The following is an 18,859-nucleotide window of genomic DNA, read 5'->3' as shown; positions in this document are numbered from 1 at the left end:
TCAGTCCTTCCGTCGGTCCGGTCCCAGTGGTGCCCGGAGGATGGTGAACGTGCGGGTGATGGTGAACCCGGTCTTGAGATACAGCCGGCCGGCGGCGGACTGCTCGCCGGTCCAGAGGAACCAGGCGCTGTGCGCGCCGAGCCCGGCCATCCGTTCCAGCGTCAGGTGCAGCAGCACCTTGCCGAGCCCGGTGCCGCGGGAAGCCGTCAGTACGCCGAAGGGACCGAAGCGGTCGATCACGCCTTCGTACGTCCCGTGCATCGCCCAACCGAGCACCCGGCCGTCCGGGTTTCGCGCCAGCACGATCCGGTCCAGCGGCATCCCGGCGACCACGGCTTCGCGGATCGCCCGGGCCCAGTCCGGGTTGAACTCGGATCCGGCGATCGCGATCAGCGCGGTCACCTCGTCCCCGGTCGGCGTACCGAAACTGTAGCCCTCGGCAACCAGTCCGGCGAGCTGCGCACGGACCTCGGCCGGGAGCTCGTACCCGACCAGGCTCCGATCCATCGCGACCGCGTCGTACTGCCGCCCGAAGCCGAGCGACGTGAGCAACCGGGACGCCTCCGGGTAGCGGGCGGCGTCCAGCCCGGGCAGGACGTAGTTCGGCGTGTACGACGAGAAGTACGCGACCGAGCGTCCTTCGGCACGGAGCCAGTCCAGCGTGGCGGTCAGCAGCGCGCGGCCGAGACCGCGGCGGCGGTGGTCCGGATGCACGAAGAAGAACGGGAGCCACCCCGCGGCCGGTTCGAGGTCGTCACCGGATGCCGCGATCAGGCGTCGTACGGCGTACGCCGCGCCCACCACCCGGTCGCCGTCGAGGGCGACCTGCAGCCCGGCGGGATCGAAGTTCCGGTCGAGCAGGATCAGGTCGCGGAAGCGCTGGTAGCCGATCGGATCCGCCGGCGCGGCCGCCGTCCACGCCTCGGCCAGCGCCGGCCCGTCACCCACCTCGAACGGTCGGATCATCACCCGGTCCTCTCGTAGAGCAGCGGCCCGGCCCAGTCGAGAGTTGCCACAGGCAACAAGGTCAGCGGGTCGTCACCGGCCTCGAGAGCCTTGCGCAACGAGTCCGAGCCCCACAGCCTGTCGAGCGACGGCAGCAGGCGGAGGTCGTCCGGGTACAGCTGACGCAGCACGTGCAGCAGCTCCAGCGCGGTCCGCACCGGCTCGTACGTCGTCCGGTCGACGACGTGCAACTGGACGCCGGGCACCGCCTCGCCGGCGTACTTGCCGAAGACCGGTTCGAACCAGGTACGGCGGAAGACGACCCCGGGCAGCTCGAAGTCCCGCAGCGCCGGGACGAACCGGTCGTCGAGGAACGGTGCCCCGATGGTCTCGAAGGGACGCGTGGTCCCTCGGCCCTCGCTGAGGTTGGTGCCCTCGAACAGACCGGTCCCGGGGTAGACGAGCGCGGTGTCGAGCGTCGGCATGTTCGGTGACGGCGGCACCCAGACCCCGCCCGTCCCGAAGGAGTCGCGCGTCCAGCCCTCCATGGTGACGACCTCGGCCGCGCCCAGCCGCAGGGCCAGCTCGCCGACGGTCAGGCCGTGACGGAGCGGGATCGGCGCACGGCCGACGAAGCTTTCGAACCCGGGCTGCAGCAGCGGTCCTTCGACCCGCAGGCCGCCGAGCGGGTTCGGCCGGTCGAGGACGACGAAGCGCTTCCCGAGCCGCTCGGCCGCCTGCAGGCAGTCGTACATCGTCCAGATGTAGGTGTAGAACCGCGTCCCGACGTCCTGGATGTCGAACAGCAGCACGTCGACGTCGCCGAACAGCTCGTCCAGGGCGGCACCCTGCCGCTCGTAGGTGTCGAGAACCGGCAGGCCGGTGTCGGCATCGATGCCCGCGGCCTCGCTGGCGCCGGCCTGGGCGGTGCCGCGCAGACCGTGCTCGGGGCCGAACAGCGCAGTCAGCCGAAGACCGGCTCCGAGAAGCGCGACGGCGGTCGGCCGCAGGTCCGGCAGGACGCCGGTGAAGTTCGTGATCAGTCCGAGGCGTCCGGTGCCCGCCAGTCCCGGCTCGCCGGCCAGACGCTCCGCTCCGGTCCGGACCGCCATCGCCACCACCACCTAGATCGTGGATCATGCAGGACTGGGTAGAAAACTTACCGAGTCACTCAGGTGAAGGTCAATGGATTACCGACAAGCGTTTACCCAAACATTTCCGTGCAGACTCCGGCGATGCGGTGAGCTCGGTGCCCGGTTGCGTCAGCGGGAGGACAGGTACGTCAGCACTGCCATCACCCGGCGGTTGTCGTCTTCCGACGGGGGCAGGTCGAGCTTGGCGAAGATGCTGTTCGTGTGCTTGCTGACCGCCTTCTCGGTGACGAACAGCGCGTTCGCGATCGCGGCGTTCGAGCGACCTTCGGCCATCAGGCCGAGGACCTCGGCCTCGCGTGGGGTGAGGCGGCCGATCGGCTCGTCCCGGGTGTTGCGGGCGAGCAGCTGGCCGATCACGTCCGGGTCCATCGCGGTTCCGCCGCCGGCCACCCGGCGGACCGAGTCCAGGAAGTCGGCGACGTTCGAGACCCGGTCCTTCAGCAGATACCCGACCGCGCCGCCGCCTCCGGTGAGCAGCTCGCGGGCGTACAGTTGCTCGACGTACTGCGACAGCACCAGGACCGGCAGTCCGGGGATCTGGCGGCGGGCCTCGATCGCGGCCTTCAGGCCCTCGTCGGTGAACGTCGGCGGCAGCCGTACGTCGACCACGGCCACGTCCGGCCGGTGATCCACCAGCGCGGGCACCAGCCGCGGACCGTTGTCGACCGCCTCGACCACCTCGAAGTCGTGCGCCTCCAGCAGGCGGATCAGGCCGTCCCGGAGGAGGGCGTGGTCTTCAGCGATGAGGACTCGCAAGGCAGCTCCATGATCACGGTGGTCGGCCCGGCCGTCGGGCTGACCACGGTCAACGTACCGTCGAAGGCGGCCAGCCGCCGTTCGATGCCGTACAGACCGCCACCGGGCCTGATCACCGCACCGCCGACGCCGTCGTCGCCGACGATCAGGTGCAGCTTGTCGTCCTCGTGGGTGATCTGGATCCAGGCGTTCGTCGCGGCCGAGTACTTCACCGCGTTCGCGAGCGCCTCGGCCACCGCGAAGTACGCCGCCGACTCGACCGGCGCGGCCGGCCGGCCGGGGACGTCGAAGGTGACGTCGACCTTGAACGGGCAGGACAGCGCGAGCGCCTTCACCGCACCCTCGAGCCCGCGGTCGGCGAGCACCGGCGGGTGGATGCCACGAACCAGGTCACGCAGCTCGGACAGCGCCGTACTCGCGGACTGGCGGGCCTCGGTCAGCAGAGCCGCCGCCTGCGCCGGGTCCCGGTCGACCATTTCCTCGGCCATGCCCAGGTTCATGCTGAGCGCGGCCAGCCGGGCCTGGGCGCCGTCGTGCAGGTCGCGCTCGATCCGGCGCAGTTCGGCCGCCTGGGTGTCGACGGTCTCGGCGCGGGACTCGGCCAGCTCGCGGACCCGCAGGGCCAGCTTGGCGCTCTCGGTCGGGCCGAGCAGGGAGCGGGCCATGAACGCGTTCGCCTTCAGCAGCCGCTCACCGGCCGCCATCCAGATCATGAACGCGACCAGCGCGACCGGCATCACCAGGAAGCTGGTCCAGAAGTTGACCGTGACCAGCCCGCCGAACGGCTCGGTGAACACACCCTCCGGGGTGACGCCGACCAGCAGCGGGTAGACCAGGTAGAACAGCGTCGCCAGGAAGAGCACTGCGGACAGCAGGTTCAGGGTGAACCCGATGGTCGCGTTCACGATCAGCCAGACCACGTCACGCCAGGTAGCCGGATCGGTCAGCGTCGTCCGCAGCCACATCAGGAGGCCGGGCATCGGCGGCTTCTTGTACGGGCGCGGGATCGGCTCGCCGGTGAAGCCGGCCAGCATCGTCCGGTGGCAGTTCGCGAACCAGCGGGTGGCCGGGACGAACGCGAGCAGCATCGGGATGCCGACCCAGACCGCGATCAGCGGGACCGAGACCACGTTCAGCACGAAGAAGGCGATCCCGAGCTCGGCCAGCACGGCCAGGAACAGCGCGATCCACGGCTGCGCGAGCCTGGGGTACCGCATCGGCGGTGCCTGGGTGGTGTTCATGGCTCCATCATGACCGAGGGTGAATCCGGTCTCAGTGGTGTTAGCTCCACTCTCGCGGGGGCACTGTGACCCCATCGAGTTCGGGTATTGGTACTCATGTTTTCGACCGTTAGGGCGATGAGACTCGATGCCGTACGCTGGCCGTGGCTGTACGCCTAGGCCCCCACCGCTTTGAGACGAGGACCTGAATGGCTCAGCCCACCGCTACCCGCTCCGCTGCGACCAAAGGCAGCGACTTCGCGCCCCTCCTCCGCGAGATCAAGTCGGCCGGGCTGCTGGAGCGGCGGACCGCGGCTTACACGATGGCGATCGGGATCAACGTCGCCCTGATGGCCGCGACCTGGGCCGGGGTCGCGATCCTCGGCAGCTCGTGGTGGGCGCTGTTGCTGGCGATCCCGCTCGGCATCCTGACCACGCGGGCCGCGTTCTTCGGCCACGACGCCGGTCACCAGCAGATCGCCGGCTCGCGCCGGCTGCACGACTGGATCGGCCTGGTGCACGGCAACCTGCTGCTCGGGATGAGCTACGGCTGGTGGAACGACAAGCACAACCGCCACCACGCGAACCCGAACCACACCGACAAGGACCCGGACGTCGGCGAGGGCGTGCTGGTCTGGACGATGGAACAGGCCGAGGGCCGCACCGGCCTGCACGGCTGGCTCAGCCGCAACCAGGCGCGGATCTTCTTTCCGCTGCTCACCCTCGAGGGCTTCAACCTGAAGGTCTCCAGCATCCGCTTCCTGCTCGGCCGCCCGCGCCGCGAGGCCCAGCTGGAGCTCGGGCTGATGGCCGCCCACCTGGTGCTGTACTTCGCTGCGCTGTTCGTGATCATGTCGCCGGGCCAGGCCGTGCTGTTCGCGCTGATCCACCACATGGTCTTCGGTCTGCACCTCGGCAGCGTGTTCGCGCCGAACCACAAGGGCATGGAGATGCCCGACGACACCACCAACTGGGGTCACCTGGAGAAGCAGGTGCTCACCTCCCGCAACGTGAACGGCGGCCTGGTCACCGACTGGATGATGGGCGGCCTGAACTACCAGATCGAGCACCACCTCTTCCCGAGCATGCCGCGGGCCAACCTGCGCTTCGCCCAGCCGATCGTCCGGTCGTACTGCGAACGCATCGGCATGCCCTACCTGAGCACCGGCCTGGTCGAGTCGTACCGGATGGGCCTGAAGCACATGCACGACGTCGGCAGCGAGCTTCGCGCCCAGCAGTAGGGATTTCCCTACTGCTCAGGAAAATTCTCACGAGGTGCAGCGCCCCCGGTGATGCATCGGTTACGGTCTCTGCTCTCGGGGCCGCCACCTTGTGAGGAGACCTGCATGACCGACAGATCCGGTTTGAGTCGTCGCGGCCTGCTCGGAGCCGTCGCCGGGGTCACCGCCGCCACTGCTCTGCCCACTGCTCCCGCCTGGGCCACGGACGACCAGCGTCCGGGCGCCGCGCACCGCCCGAAGCTCGACAGGTACGACCGGCAGATCGTGTCCGGGCTCTCCTCGGACCGGGCGCTGCAGCACCTGCGGGTGCTGTCCGAGCACATCGGCCCGCGGATCGGCGGGACCAGGAGCGAGAAGCGCGCGGCCGACTACATCGCCGGCCAGCTCGACCGGTACGGCTACCACACCCGGCTGGAGCCGTTCCCGGTGGCGGACAAGTTCACCGCCCAGATCGAGGACGTCCGGGACATCCTGCCGAACGACCTGTGCTGGCAGGCGGGCGCGGCGCCCGGCGGCAAGCTGGACGTCACCGTCGAAGGTCCGGTCCGGGACGTCGGGCCGGCGACCGCGCCCGTCTGGCCGGCCGACGTCGCCGGTGCGATCGTGATCGCCGACGACACCTCCGCCGCGCGGCCGGCGCTGGTCGCGGAAGCCGCGGCGCGCGGAGCCGTCGGGGTCATCCTGCTGCCGGCCGACCTGGTCTTCCCGCGCCGGGCGTCGGCGTTCCAGCCGGGCGGGCTCACCAACGCGCCGATCCCGGTGGTCGGCGTCGCCCAGGTGCAGAAGCGGCTGATCCGCGAGGCGCTGGCGGTGGTGAACTCGCTGCCGCTGCGGATCAGTACGACGTCGCACCGCGGCCTGATCTCGAACAACGTGATCGGCGAGCGCCGCGGCCAGGGCGGCCCGGACTCGCCGATCGTGGTGGTGTGCGGTCACTACGACTCGGTCATCGGCGCGCCGGGGGCCAACGACGACGGCTCGGGCACCGTGCTGACGATGGAGCTGGCCCGGGTGTTCAGCCGGATCCCGACCAAGGCGACACTGCGCTTCGCGCTCTGGGGTTCGGAGGAGCAGGGCCTGATCGGTTCGCGCTACCACGTCGCGCAGCTGGACCAGACGCAGCGGGACCGGCACGCGGCCGTGTTCCAGAACGACATGGTGGCGACCAGCTGGGACCCGGCGATCACGTACTGGCTGCTGTCGTTCACCGGCCTCGCCAACACCGCGACCGACGCCGTCCGGGCAGCCGGTGTGCGGCTCGGGTACGACCCGCAGATGGTCGGTCCGGTGCAGCGCGGTGCGTCGGACCACCAGTCCTTCCAGGAGGCCGGCATCGCGTCGGCCAACTTCTCCTGGCGGGGTGAGATCTCGCCGGCGTTCCTGGAGCCGCCGTACCACTCGCCCGAGGACACCATCGCGAAGAACGTCAGCCTCGAGCGCCTGCAGGTCTCGATGGAGCTGATCGGCACCGCGGCGTACGCCGTCGCGCGCAGCTGACCCGGAGCCGGGTGGGGCAGGCACCCTCAGGTGACCTGCCCCACACGGCTAGCCTTGAAGGGCTATGTCGCGCCGGAGACCTTCCAAGTGGCAGCGGTCCTCATCGGAGCGACCGCTGCTCGGCGGTACCCAGGCCCGGGAGGAGAGGTCCGACGGCGAGTGGATCGTCCGCCGTGTGTCCGGCTCCGCCTCCAGCAAGCCCTACCGCTGCCCCGGCTGCGACCAGCTGATCCCGCCGGCCACCCCGCACGTCGTGGTCTGGCCGGAGAACCCCAGCCTGCTCGCCGCGATCGGCGGCGCCCAGTCCCTCGACGAGCGACGCCACTGGCACACCGCCTGCTGGCAACGCCGCCGCTGACCCCCTCACCGCCTGCCGATTGCACGCTGCACCCGCGAAAGAGGTTCCATGAAGCTTCCGGTCACGTCGTACGGCGACAGCGGTACGCCGGTCGTGGTCCTGCACGGTCTGTTCGGCTCCGGCCGGAACTGGATGACCGCCGCCCGGCGGCTGTCCGGCGACCACCGAGTGTTCGCGTTCGACCTGCGCAACCACGGCACGTCGCCGCACACCGGGTCGATGACCTACCCGGAGATGGCCGGCGACGTCCGGGAGACGATCGAGTCGCTCGGCGCCGGCCCGGTCGCGCTCGTCGGCCACTCGATGGGCGGCAAGACCGCGATGCTCACGGCCCTCGGGCACCCCGAGGTGGTCGAGCGGCTGGTGGTCGTCGACGCGGCGCCGGTCGGCTATCGGCCGGCGTTCGTCGAGTACGCCCGCGCGATGCGGACCGCGGACCTGAGCAACGTCCAGCGCCGCGCCGACGTGGACGCGCAACTGGCCGGGGCGGTCCAGTCCCCCGGTACGCGCGCGTTCCTCCTGCAGAACCTGATCCTCGACGACCAGGGTGCCCGCTGGCGCCCGAACCTCCCAGTGATCGAGGCCGCGCTGCCGGCGATCTCCGGCTGGCCGGCTCCCGCGGGCGCGCGCTACGACGGCCCGACGCTGTTCATCTACGGCGGCAAGTCCGACTACGTCCAGCAGGACCACCGCGCCACGATCGCGTCGTACTTCCCGCAGGTGCGGTACGCCGAGGTTCCCGAGGCCGGCCATTGGGTGCACGCCGAACGCCTCGACGACTTCCTCGCCGTCCTCACGCCGTTCCTGGCCTAGGCTCGCCGGTACGCGGTCGGGCTCTGGCCGGTGTGGTGGCGGAAGCGGGTGGAGAAGTAGAGCGGGTCGGGATAGCCGACCTCGGCCGCGACCGAGGCGATCGGGCGGGTGGTGAGCTCGAGCAGCCGGCAGGCGGCGTCGAGGCGGCGTCGTTCGACGAACTGGGCCGGGCTGACGCCGAGTTGCTCGCGGAACAGGTGCGCGAACCGGGACACCGACAGGTTGACCGCGCGGGCCAGCTTCGGCAGGTCGAGCCTGGCCTTGAGGTCCTGGTCGATCAGCTCGATCACGCGCAGCAGGCGGTCGTCGATCCGGACCGCCTTGGGGTTCTGGGTGTCGCACCACAGCAGCGCCGCCTCGAGGGCGTTCGCGCTCAGCTGCTCACCCTGCGGCAGCACGCTGCGCTGGTGCCGGACGGCATCGCGCAGGTGACCGGCGATCCGCCCGGCGGCCGGTGCCGCCGGCCGCAGCTGAAGGATGCCTGGGGCAACTTCCGGCCAGTCGAGCAGCGGTGACCAGTCCGGTTTCGGGTGGAAGTGCGCGTAGAGGAAGTGCCAGCGCCGGCCGCGGGTGCGGTAGTCGTGCGGGGTGTCCGGCCGGACCAGGGTGACCGTGCCGGGATCGGCGCCGACGTCCGCGAACCGGCCGCCACCGTCCAGCGTGTGCACGAGCAGCCAGTCCGTCGTCCCCCGGCGGCGATAGGTCTCGTACTCCGGTCCTTCGTCGAACTCACCGGTGAGCAGCCGCCGGACGACCGGGATCGGCGAGTCCGGAGTAGCAGGATCTCGAAGGTTCACAGCTCGATAGGGTATCGCTCGGCGCGGCTCCGGGCACCGATCCTGGAACCATGACAGCGCTTGCAGAGATCTATCAGCGGGAGGGTGTCGTCCAGGTCCCGCAGTTGCTCGACGAGGCCGAGATCGCGCAGATCAGAGAGGTTTTCATGAACCAGGTCGCGGCCGACCACTCGCTGGCGATCGACGACGGCGTCCCGGACGACGACCCGCTGGCCCGCTATCCGCGGTTCGTGCACCCGCACCGGCGGACCGACGTCGAGGCCGGGCGACGGTCACTGGAGTTGATGCTGGACAGCCGGATCCTCGATGTCGTCACCGCGCTCATCGGGCCCGCGCTGGGAGCGCAGTCGATGTTCTACTTCAAGCCGCCGGGTGCGCGCGGGCAGGCGCTGCACCAGGACAACACGTTCCTGCGCGCCGACCCCGAGACCTGCCTGGCGGCCTGGATCGCCGTCGACGACGTGGACGCGGACAACGGCGGCCTCGCGGTCGTCCCGGGATCGCACCGGACCGAGCTGGTCTGCCCGGAGCCCGCCGACCTGACCGAGTCGTTCACCAACGCCGAGGTCCCGGTACCCGACGGCCTGCGCAAGGTCCAGACCCGGATGAAGGCCGGTGACGTGCTGTTCTTCCACGGCAGCGTCGTCCACGGATCCCGCCCGAACACGTCGGCCGACCGCTTCCGCCGTTCGCTGATCTTCCACTACGTCCCCGAGGCCAGCACCGAGATCGCAGCCTTCTACAACCCGCTGGTGCGCCCCGACCGCCGGCCGACCACGCTGACCGAAGCGATCGGCGGCGGCCCGTGCGGCGATTACGCCGACGCGGAGCCGTAGGTCCGGACAAGCTCGCGCAACCAGTGCTCGATGTGCTCGGTCCAGGCCGCGCACTCGATCTCGTCCGCGTGCTCGAGCAACCGGTGCCAGGACACCATCCGATGGACTGCGTGCAGGGGCTCGGCGAGCTCGAGCTCCTGCCGCAGGACGTCGAGCGGCGCGAGGTCCGACCACTGTTCCAGGTACTCCGTGACAATCGACTCGTCGACGTCCTCGCGCACAGTGGCCAGGGTGGCGAACGGGTGCCCCCAGACCGCGTCACCGAAGTCGAAGAACCGGAACGGACCCTCCGGATCCGGCCGGAAGACGTTCCGCGCGTGCAGATCGTTCTGATCCAGAGCCATCGGTACGACGCCCGGCAGCCGCTTGCCCACCTCCGACATGGCGTCGACGGCACGCCGTACGCCGGAAAGGGTCGCCGGGTCGGGACGGAGCGGGTGGTCGTCCGCGAGATCCGTGAACCAGTCGGCGATCCGCTGCACGGCATCGGGCAGGCGTGACGGCTCGAGTGAGGTCAATCCGCCGGCGAGCAAGGCGTCTCGCACCGCAATGGTGTCGCGCTGGAACTCGGCGTATTCGATGACGAGCCGACGCCAGTCGGTCTCCCCCTGGTCGGCGAGCGTCAATCCTTGGTCGGCGGTCAGCAGCCAGCCACGCTCCGGATCGATCGCGAGCGGTGCGACCACGTGCTGCGGCAAGGCCTGGGCCATCGCGCCCACCAGAGCGGCCTCGAACGCCTGGCCGGGGTTGTTCTCCTTGAACCAGAACAGCCCGTGGTCAGTCGGATAGCACCAGACGGCCGCCCAGAAGCGGATCTTGTACGGCACCGGCGCACCGGACACCACCGTTCCGGCGGCGGCCAAGCGCTCCCGCACCCACCCATCGGCTTCGGCGAACCAGTCGTCACCGGTCCATCGCCGTACCCACTGCCCATCGGCATCGGGCTGCAGCGCCATCGGCTCAGGCGCACTTCTGTCCACCCGGCCGAGCCTAGGCCGACCGCCGTGCGATCGAAGACAGGTTTCAGCGGAATCCCGAAGCCGGGGCCTCCCTGCTGGGGCGGCGTCGGTTGCGCTTGGCAACCGCTGAGCGCCTCGGTGGGGGTGAGTCAGAGGCTTTTCGCCGCCCCGCCGGAGGCCAGGTGGGGTGAAGGCTTGTCAACACCGGTGCTGCGCGTGACCATCAGGTCGTACAGGACGTTCGCCCCGTCCGATGGCCAGAGGAGAAGGACAGTGGCCGAGATCACTCAGTCGGAGCACAGCTACCCACTCGGCGTCAGCCGTCCTGATCTCGCGGTGCAGGACCTGCCGACACCGGAGGAAGTCTTCAAGGTCAAACGACTCGGTGCCCGGGAACTGGTCCAGTTCGCCGTCGGGCCGAGCCTGATCGCCCTCGGGATCTCCATCGGCAGTGGCGAATGGCTGCTCGGCCCGCTGAATGTGGGCCAGTACGGCTTCGTCGGCGTCGGCTGGATCATCACCGTGTCCGCCTTGCTGCAAACGTTCTACAACGTCGAGTGCGCCCGGTACGTCGTCGCCACCGGTGAGGTTCCCGTGGTCGGCTGGGGCCGGGTACCGCCGGGCTGGTTCTTCTGGATACCGGTGTCGGTGTTCCTGGTCATCTTCGCGTTCATCGCGGGAGGTTGGGCCGCCTCGGCCGGGCAGGGTGTGTACGCCCTGGTGCACGGCCGGATCCCCGCCAGCGCCGATGCCGAGGAACCCAGGATCTACGCGATCCTGCTGCTGGTCCTGGTGTTCGCGATCACCGCGGCGGCCCGCCGCATCAGCCGGGCACTGGAGCTGGCGAACTGGGCGCTGATCAGCACGATCCTGCTGGCGCTGCTGGTCATCGACATCGCCCTCGTCCCGGGCCGGATCTGGTGGGACGGCATCAGCGGCTTCTTCACCCCGGCCGCACCGCCTGCGGGCATCTCCGCGACGCAGCTCGGTGCGCTGGCCGGCTTCACCGCGCTCGCCTCGGGGCTGAACTGGTACGTCCTCGGGCACTACCGGGACAAGGGCTACGGCATGGGACACCGGGCCGGCTACCTGTCCGGCATGCGCGGCGAGCGGAAGCAGGTGCTCGCCAGCGGCGTCACGTTCCCCGACGACGAGAAGAACCGCGGCCTGTGGAAACGCTGGTACCGGCTGCTGCTCACCGACATGTGGGGGGTCTTCTTCATCGGCGCGATGCTCGGCATGCTGCTGCCGACGATCCTGATGACGCGGGCCGTCGAGATCAGCGGCGAGAACCCGACGCAGGCCAACGTGCCGACGTTCGTCGCCGAGGTGCTGCAGGGCGAGTACGGCAGCTTCGTCTTCTACCTCGTGCTGCTGATGGGGGTGATGATTCTGTTCAGCACCCAGCTCGGCATCTTCGAGGCGATGGTCCGGGTCACCACGGACGCCTCGCACGCGAGCAGTTCCAGGCTGCGGGCGCGGATCGAGGGTGATCCGCGGAAGTTCTACTACCCGTTCATGATCCTGCTGCTGGTGGTGATCTCGATCATCATCCACCTGGCCCTACCGGTCGGCCTGGTCCAATGGTCGGCGAACATGTCCAACCTGGGTGCCCTGATCTACCCGTTCCTGCTGATGTACCTGAACAGTAAGCTGCCCAGGCCGGCCCGGCCGCGCCCGTGGCACTACCTCATCCTGGTGCTGAACTTCCTGTTCTTCGGGTTCTTCTTCGTCAACTTCATCGCGGACTTCATCGGCGACCCGCTGGTGACGTTCTAGGCGGTGTAGTCGCGGAAGCCGCGGCCGGTCTTGCGGCCGAGGTAGCCGGCGGTGACCAGGTGCTCGAGCAGCGGCGCCGGGGCGAAGCCGGGCTCGCGGAACTCCAGGTAGAGAGTGCGCTGGATCGCCAGCGAGACGTCCAGGCCGACCACGTCCAGCAGCTCGAACGGCCCCATCGGCAGGCGGCAACCGAGCTTCATCGCGGCGTCGATGTCGTCGACGTTCGAGTAATGCGCCTCGAGCATCCGGACCGCGTCGTTCAGGTACGGGAACAGCAGCGCGTTCACGATGAATCCGGCCCGGTCGCCGCAGCGCACCGGGTGCTTGCCAGCGGCAACGGCCAGGGCGGCGACCGTGTCGGCCACCTCGGGTGCGGTGCTGACGGTGCTGACGACCTCCACCAGCTTCATCACCGGCGCCGGGTTGAAGAAGTGCAGCCCGACCACGTCGCTGGGCCGCTTGGTCGCCATCGCCAGGTCGATGACCGGCAGCGACGACGTCGTGGTGGCCAGGATCGCGCCCGGCTTGCAGATCTCGTCGAACGTCTCGAACAGTGCCTGCTTGACGCTCAGCTCCTCGACCACCGCCTCGACCACCAGGTCGGCCTCGGACAGGTCGTCGAGTTTCGCCGTACCGGTGATCCGGCGCAGCGCCGCGTCCCGCTCCTCCGACGACAGCTTTCCGCGCTGGACGCCCTTCTCCAGCGAGCGTTCCAGGGCCGCCCGGACGCGGTCGACCTTCTCGGTGCCGCGGGCAACGTAGACGACGTCGTACCCGGCCTTGGCGCAGACCTCGATGATGCCGACGGCCATCGTGCCGGAGCCGACGACGCCGACCTGCCGGACCGAACGGACCGCGGGTGCGCCGCCCGACGTCGACGGGGTGTGCTCGTCGTCGACCACGACCGGCGAGTCCGGGGCCTCGTAGGTGTAGAAGCCGCGGCCGGTCTTGCGGCCGAGGAGCCCGGCGGTGACCATCTGCTTGAGGATCGGGGCCGGCGCGTGCAGCCGGTTGCGGCCCTGCTTGTACATCGTGTCGAGGATTTCGTACGCCGTGTCGAGACCGATCAGGTCGAGCAGAGCGAGCGGGCCCATCGGGTAGCCGCAGCCGAGCCGCATCGCCGCGTCGACGTCCTCACGGGTGGCGTACCGCGACTCCACCATCGAGACGGCGTGGTTGAGATAACCGAAGAGCAGTGCGTTGGCGATGAAGCCGGCCCGGTCGGCGGCGACCACGGGGACCTTGTGCAGCCGGCGTGCGAGCTCCTGCACGTCCTCCACCACGTGCGGCTCGGTGACGACGGTCTTGATCACCTCGACGAACTCCTGCACCGGCGCCGGGTTGAAGAAGTGCATGCCGACGACGCGCCGCGGGCGCTCGGTGGCGACCGAGATCTCGGTCACCGACAACGACGAGGTGTTGGTCGCCAGGATCGCGTCCTCGCGGACGATCTTATCCAGCGCGGAGAACACCTCGCGCTTCAGCTCGAGCCGCTCGACGACGGCCTCGATCACCAGGTCGCAGTCGGCCAGCGCCTCCAGCTCGGTGGCGAAGGTGACCCGGTCGAACAGCGCCTGCTGCTCCTCGACGGACAGCTTGCCGCGCTTCACCGCCCGGTCGGTCGAGTGCTGGATGTGCCCGCGGCCGCGCTCGGCCGCCACCTCGTCGCGCTCGACGCCGACCACGGTCAGCCCATTGCGCGCGAACACCTCCGCGATCCCGGCGCCCATCGTGCCGAGACCGACCACACCCACCGTCTGCAGTTCCCGAGCCATGGTCCGAACTATGCCAGTCCGCCCTGTGGTCCGCCCATGAGCTGAGTCACCCGCGAGGCCAACCTCACACCTCCTCGAACACCACCGGCGACTCCAGCCATTCGTCGAGCAGCCACCCCGGATCCGGCGCCTGGGCCAGCGCCGCAGCGATCGGTTTCGGCTTGAGCTCCCGCCCGACGAGCTCCCCGACCGGCAGCCGGACCGCGCGATAGCTCCCGGCCGCCGACTCCGCGGAACTCGTCATCTCCGGGCCGTTCCCGGTGCCGAACTCGCCACCGATCGGCTCGGCCAGGAAGTACTGCTGAGTGCGCAGGTCGAAATGGACCACCGCCACCAGACCGCGGATCTTCACCAGCACCCCCAGCTCCTCGAAGGCCTCGCGCCGCGCCGCCTCCTCCGGGCTCTCGCCGTCCTCGACCTGGCCGCCGGGCAGGAGGTGGTAGGTCGACCCGTCCCGCACCCGCTCGATCGCGGCGACGCCGTCCTCCGTCAGCAGCACGATCCCCGCTCGCATCACGTGCGGCGGGCCTGGACGTGGAACCACGGGCCGATGCGCGTCTCGCCCCGCTCGAGCCGCTCGACGGCCCAGCCGGTGGCTGTGAGCAGCTCGCGCAGCGGTTCCTCCTGCCAGAGGACGAAGTGGCGTGGGAGATCGAGATGGCGGTCGGACCACTCCTCGCCCTTGCCCTCACGGGCGGTGAAGGCGAGAACGGGCGCGGCCCTCGCGGCCTTGCGCAATACCTGGATGAGCTCGGCGCGGCCGAAGTGCACGAACACCGCGTCGGCCAAGACCGCGTCGTACGGGCCGCCGAAGTCGTCGGCGAGCGCGTTCAGCCGGTCGGCGTCGTACCCGTCGGCACGCATCATCTCGACGAAGGCCTGGGCGGCGTCGGTCCGCCGGACGACGAAACCTCGCCGCTCCAACTCGAGTGCGTCCCGGCCGGTGCCGCTGCCGAGTTCGAGCACGCCCGCGCCGGCGCCGACCGCGCCGGCAAGCAGGTCGATGAGCAGTGCGTTGGGTTCGGTGGGGATCGAGTCCCGGAACTTCTCGGCGGCCTGCTCGTACGACGCCAGTGTCACCTCGTTGTCCGTCGGCACCCGGGTCCACCCGTCGCCGGTGTGCTCGACGACGGCCGGCAGCCGCAGCCCGAGATCGACCCCGAGCACGACCACAGTCTCGCCGCGATGCAGGTCCGCGATCGCCTGCAGCTCGTCGTGAGGCCGCCGTACCAGCTCCGGCACGACGGTCAGCCGTACGCCGAGCCGATGCGCCAGCCGCGTCCCGGCGGCCGCCTCGAACGGACCGGCGTACACCTGCGCGATCCGCTCTCCGACCTCGTGATCGACCACATCCCCAGGCAGGAGGAGGATGCGCGCGGGACACATGAGGTTCATCCGCGCACGTACTCCAGCGCCTCGGCGGCATAGTCCGGCCAGACCGCGGACTGGGCCAGCGGGATCAGCACCCATGCCTTCATCGGACGACCCATGCCGGGATCGAACGGCTCCACACCGGGCAGCCCGAGCGCCTCCTCCCGTGGCTCCGGCGGCAGCTTGAAGGTCATCGCGTCGCCGAACATCCCGGCGACCACCTTCTTCCCGATCTTCAGGCAGGGCATGCCGAACATGCTGCCCCGGACCACGCCGGACGACTCCAGTCCGGCCGCGACCGCGTCGTACGCGGCGACCGCCTGCTCGCTGGGCTTCGGGATCATGCACACCAGACTGCCACTCCGGCGGCCGGGTGGCGTAGGTTCTGCGGCGGTTGTGGACTACGGTGCTTTCTCGTGCGCTTGGTGATCGCTACCTGTTCCGTGGACTACTCCGGCCGGCTGACGGCTCATCTGCCGATGGCGCCGCGGTTGCTGATGGTGAAGGCGGACGGCTCCGTACTGATTCACGCCGACGGCGGCTCGTACAAGCCGCTGAACTGGATGTCGCCGCCGTGCAAGCTGACCGAGGACGTCGACACCGGCGTCTGGAGCGTCACCAACAAGGCCGGCGAGGAACTGCGGATCACCATCGACCAGGTGCACAGCGACACCGCGTACGAGCTGGGCATCGACCCCGGGCTGATCAAGGACGGCGTCGAGGCGCACCTGCAGGAACTGCTGGCCGAGCACGTGCACACGTTCGGCGACGGCTGGACCCTGGTACGGCGGGAGTACCCGACCGCGATCGGGCCGGTCGACCTGCTCTGCCGGGACGCGGACGGCAGGCACGTCGCGGTGGAGATCAAGCGCCGCGGCGAGATCGACGGCGTGGAGCAGCTGACCCGGTACGTCGAGCTCCTCAACCGGGACCCGCTGCTCGCCCCGGTCCGCGGTATCTTCGCCGCCCAGCTGATCAAGCCCCAGGCCAAGGTGCTGGCCACGGACCGCGGGCTGGAGTGCTTGACGGTCGACTACGACGCCCTCCGCGGGATGGAATCCGACGTACTCCGACTGTTCTGACCGCTGACAACTCAACTATTTTGCCCGATTTCGGGCAGATCCTTTGCCTTGGCCCTGGAAAGACTGCACAGTTGACGGGTGATCAGTGAGGCGGCGGCGGGTCCGGTGGACGAACTCGCCGAACAGATCAGCCGGACCACCGGCCTCCCGCCGGACGACGCGCGCCGGGTGGTCGCCGACGTCCTGGCCTACTTCACCGAGACCACCGAGGAGTACGTCCGGCGCCGGCACCGTGAGCTGCAGACCTACGGCGCCCGCAACGACGAGATCTTCGCCCGGCTCGGCACCGAGCTTCGGCACTGGCCGGTCCGCTCACCCGAACTCTCCGCCCGGCAGCTGCGACGGATCGTCTACGGCTGACGGGGACACCACGTGAGCCCGCCGCGCGGCGGGCCCTCCCACGACAACCTCCGAAAGGCATGAACACATGTGCGGAATCGTCGGGTACGTCGGCACCAAGCCGGCCGCGCCCATCCTGGTGGACGGACTGGCCCGGCTGGAGTACCGCGGCTACGACTCGGCGGGGGTCGCCGTCCTGGGATCGAGTGAGCTGAAGGTGCACAAGGACGCCGGCCGGGTCCGCGAGCTGGAGGCCTCGCTGCCGAAGCGGTTCGGCGGCAAGCTGGGCATCGGCCACACGCGATGGGCGACCCACGGCGGCCCGAGCAAGGACAACGCCCACCCGCACGTGAGCGGCAACGAGCGGATCGCCGTCGTGCACAACGGCATCTTCGACAACGCGGCCGCGCTGCGTGCCCAGTTGGAGGACGCCGGCGTCAAGCTGCGCTCGGACACCGACACCGAGGTGCTCGCACACCTGATCGAGCAGGCCGACGGCGACACGCTCGAGGAGAAGGTGCTGGCCAGCCTGCGCCGGATCGACGGCACGTACGGCATCGCCGTGATCGACCTGGAGTTCCCGGACCGGATCGTCGTCGCCCGCAACGGCAGCCCGCTGATCCTCGGGATCGGCGACGGCGAGATGCATGTGGCCTCCGACGCGGCCGCGCTGATCCGCTACACCCGCCAGGTCGTCTACCTGGACGACGGCGAGCTGGCCACCGTCCGCGCCGACGGCTACCGGACCTTCACCCAGGACGCATCGCCGACCAACAAAACCGCGAAGACGGTCGAGTGGGAGGCCGACGAGTACGAGCGCGGCCTGCACGAGCACTTCATGATGAAGGAGATCCACGAGCAGCCGGACGCCGTCGGCCGGGCGATCCGCGGCCGCCTGGACGAGCGCTTCCACACCGTCCACCTGGGCGGCCTGAACATGGACGCCCGGGAGGCCCGGGAGATCAAGCGGGTCAAGATCCTCGGCTGCGGCTCGGCGTACTACGCGGGCCAGATGGGCGCGCAGTTCATCGAGGAGGTGGCCCGGATCCCCGCCGACGCCGAGCCGGCTTCGGAGTTCCGCTACCGCAACCCGGTGGTCGAGCGCGACACCCTGTACGTCGCGGTCAGCCAGTCCGGCGAGACGCTGGACACCCTGGTCGCGGTCCAGGAGCTCAAGCGCAAGGGCGGCCGGGTGATCGGCCTGGTGAACGCGGTCGGCTCGAGCATCGCCCGCGAGGTCGACGGCGGGGTCTACCTGCACGCCGGCCCGGAGGTCTCGGTGGCGTCGACGAAGGCGCTGACCAACATGGCGGTCGCGTTCGCGATGCTCGGCATCCACCTCGGCCGGATCCGCGACGTCTCGCCGGCCGACGGCCGACGGCTGATCGAGGGCCTGAAGAAGATCCCCGAGCACATCGCCGAGATCGTCGCCCAGGAGGAGGAGCTGGCCAAGATCGCCGGCCGGCTGGCCCAGCACGAGAGCCTGTTCTTCGTCGGCCGGACGCGCGGCTACCCGGTCGCCCGCGAGGGTGCGCAGAAGCTGAAGGAGATCTCCTACCGGCACGCCGAGGCGTACCAGACCTCGGAGCTGAAGCACGGCCCGCTCGCGCTGATCTCGCCGGACGTGCCGAGCGTCGCGATCGTGCCGGACGACGAACTGCTCGACCGCAACGTCGGCGCGCTGCACGAGATCGGCGCCCGCTCCGGCCCGCTGTACGTCGTCACCCACCCGGGCGTGGAGGTGCCGGACGGCGTGGCGGCGAAGATCGTCGTACCGAAGAACGAGCCCGAGCTCGACCCGATCCTGCTCACGATCCCGCTGCAGATCATCGCGTACTACGCGGCCGTCGCGCTCGGCCACGACGTCGACAAGCCGCGGAACCTGGCGAAGTCGGTCACCGTCGAGTAAGTTGTCGTACAAGACCACCACTTGTACG

General features: G+C 69.8%; 19 protein-coding genes. 9 read left to right on the top strand and 10 right to left on the bottom strand.

Features of this window, described 5'->3' with window-relative positions:
• The 4 genes from E1218_RS00940 to E1218_RS00925 form a co-directional block, all read right to left on the bottom strand.
• Entirely contained in the window at positions 1–966 is a 966-nt protein-coding gene (locus E1218_RS00940) for a GNAT family N-acetyltransferase (protein WP_202865696.1), read from the bottom strand.
• Positions 966–2,057 carry an exo-beta-N-acetylmuramidase NamZ family protein gene (locus E1218_RS00935; protein WP_132315221.1) on the bottom strand — a complete coding sequence of 364 codons (1,092 nt, stop codon included), beginning with the start codon at positions 2,055–2,057 and terminating at the stop codon, positions 966–968. Before E1218_RS00935 ends, E1218_RS00940 begins: the two co-directional genes overlap by 1 nt.
• Before the next feature lie 150 nt (positions 2,058–2,207).
• Positions 2,208–2,855 carry a response regulator gene (locus E1218_RS00930; RefSeq protein WP_132315161.1) on the bottom strand — a complete coding sequence of 216 codons (648 nt, stop codon included), beginning with the start codon at positions 2,853–2,855 and terminating at the stop codon, positions 2,208–2,210.
• The gene (locus E1218_RS00925; protein WP_132315159.1) at positions 2,807–4,096 is read right to left on the bottom strand and encodes a sensor histidine kinase; all 1,290 of its coding nucleotides are present in this window, start codon (positions 4,094–4,096) and stop codon (positions 2,807–2,809) included. Before E1218_RS00925 ends, E1218_RS00930 begins: the two co-directional genes overlap by 49 nt.
• A gap of 188 nt (positions 4,097–4,284) precedes the next feature.
• Here E1218_RS00925 and E1218_RS00920 point away from each other — a divergent pair, with 188 nt between their 5' ends.
• The 4 genes from E1218_RS00920 to E1218_RS00905 all read left to right on the top strand — a co-directional run bounded on the left by E1218_RS00920 (position 4,285) and on the right by E1218_RS00905 (position 7,984).
• Positions 4,285–5,316, top strand: a complete 1,032-nt coding sequence (locus E1218_RS00920) for a fatty acid desaturase family protein (RefSeq protein ID WP_132315157.1) — start codon at positions 4,285–4,287, stop codon at positions 5,314–5,316.
• Between the two features lie 105 nt (positions 5,317–5,421).
• Positions 5,422–6,813 (top strand): M28 family metallopeptidase, encoded by a 1,392-nt coding sequence (locus tag E1218_RS00915; RefSeq protein ID WP_132315155.1) that lies wholly within the window; start codon positions 5,422–5,424, stop codon positions 6,811–6,813.
• A gap of 64 nt (positions 6,814–6,877) precedes the next feature.
• Complete coding sequence (locus E1218_RS00910) at positions 6,878–7,171, top strand: hypothetical protein (RefSeq protein ID WP_132315153.1); 294 nt, start codon at positions 6,878–6,880, stop codon at positions 7,169–7,171.
• A gap of 48 nt (positions 7,172–7,219) precedes the next feature.
• Positions 7,220–7,984: an alpha/beta fold hydrolase gene (locus E1218_RS00905; protein ID WP_132315151.1), complete on the top strand. Its 765-nt coding sequence runs from the start codon at positions 7,220–7,222 to the stop codon at positions 7,982–7,984.
• Here the strand turns inward: E1218_RS00905 and E1218_RS00900 are convergent.
• Entirely contained in the window at positions 7,981–8,781 is an 801-nt protein-coding gene (locus tag E1218_RS00900) for a helix-turn-helix domain-containing protein (protein WP_233711916.1), read from the bottom strand. The two genes, E1218_RS00905 and E1218_RS00900, sit on opposite strands and share 4 nt — an antisense overlap.
• A 50-nt stretch (positions 8,782–8,831) precedes the next feature.
• On the opposite strand from E1218_RS00900, the gene E1218_RS00895 reads away from it, so the two are divergent.
• The gene (locus tag E1218_RS00895) at positions 8,832–9,617 is read left to right on the top strand and encodes a phytanoyl-CoA dioxygenase family protein (RefSeq protein ID WP_132315149.1); all 786 of its coding nucleotides are present in this window, start codon (positions 8,832–8,834) and stop codon (positions 9,615–9,617) included.
• Here the strand turns inward: E1218_RS00895 and E1218_RS00890 are convergent.
• Positions 9,596–10,597 carry an aminoglycoside phosphotransferase/kinase family protein gene (locus E1218_RS00890; RefSeq protein WP_132315147.1) on the bottom strand — a complete coding sequence of 334 codons (1,002 nt, stop codon included), beginning with the start codon at positions 10,595–10,597 and terminating at the stop codon, positions 9,596–9,598. The genes E1218_RS00895 and E1218_RS00890 overlap by 22 nt on opposite strands.
• 252 nt (positions 10,598–10,849) lie before the next feature.
• Here E1218_RS00890 and E1218_RS00885 point away from each other — a divergent pair, with 252 nt between their 5' ends.
• Positions 10,850–12,355, top strand: a complete 1,506-nt coding sequence (locus E1218_RS00885) for an Nramp family divalent metal transporter (RefSeq protein ID WP_165949070.1) — start codon at positions 10,850–10,852, stop codon at positions 12,353–12,355.
• Here the strand turns inward: E1218_RS00885 and E1218_RS00880 are convergent.
• The 4 genes from E1218_RS00880 to E1218_RS00865 all read right to left on the bottom strand — a co-directional run bounded on the left by E1218_RS00880 (position 12,352) and on the right by E1218_RS00865 (position 15,845).
• Positions 12,352–14,130 carry a 3-hydroxyacyl-CoA dehydrogenase family protein gene (locus E1218_RS00880; protein WP_132315145.1) on the bottom strand — a complete coding sequence of 593 codons (1,779 nt, stop codon included), beginning with the start codon at positions 14,128–14,130 and terminating at the stop codon, positions 12,352–12,354. The two genes, E1218_RS00885 and E1218_RS00880, sit on opposite strands and share 4 nt — an antisense overlap.
• A gap of 64 nt (positions 14,131–14,194) precedes the next feature.
• Entirely contained in the window at positions 14,195–14,629 is a 435-nt protein-coding gene (locus tag E1218_RS00875) for an NUDIX domain-containing protein (RefSeq protein ID WP_165949069.1), read from the bottom strand.
• A 14-nt stretch (positions 14,630–14,643) separates the two neighbouring features.
• Entirely contained in the window at positions 14,644–15,480 is an 837-nt protein-coding gene (locus E1218_RS00870) for a class I SAM-dependent methyltransferase (protein ID WP_233711915.1), read from the bottom strand.
• A gap of 41 nt (positions 15,481–15,521) precedes the next feature.
• Complete coding sequence (locus tag E1218_RS00865; protein ID WP_132315139.1) at positions 15,522–15,845, bottom strand: hypothetical protein; 324 nt, start codon at positions 15,843–15,845, stop codon at positions 15,522–15,524.
• Positions 15,846–15,917: 72 nt separating this feature from the next.
• Here E1218_RS00865 and nucS point away from each other — a divergent pair, with 72 nt between their 5' ends.
• From nucS to glmS, 3 genes are all read left to right on the top strand, one after another.
• Positions 15,918–16,583, top strand: a complete 666-nt coding sequence (nucS, locus tag E1218_RS00860) for an endonuclease NucS (protein WP_132315137.1) — start codon at positions 15,918–15,920, stop codon at positions 16,581–16,583.
• Positions 16,584–16,661: 78 nt separating this feature from the next.
• Positions 16,662–16,943, top strand: coding sequence for a hypothetical protein (locus E1218_RS00855; RefSeq protein WP_233711914.1), 282 nt, complete (start codon positions 16,662–16,664; stop codon positions 16,941–16,943).
• A gap of 67 nt (positions 16,944–17,010) precedes the next feature.
• Entirely contained in the window at positions 17,011–18,831 is a 1,821-nt protein-coding gene (gene glmS / locus E1218_RS00850) for a glutamine--fructose-6-phosphate transaminase (isomerizing) (protein ID WP_132315135.1), read from the top strand.
• The last annotated feature ends 28 nt before the right edge of the window (positions 18,832–18,859 follow it).

It is taken from the genome of Kribbella turkmenica (assembly GCF_004348725.1).
Classification (GTDB): domain Bacteria; phylum Actinomycetota; class Actinomycetes; order Propionibacteriales; family Kribbellaceae; genus Kribbella; species Kribbella turkmenica.
This window is presented reverse-complemented; position numbering and strand designations above follow the sequence as displayed.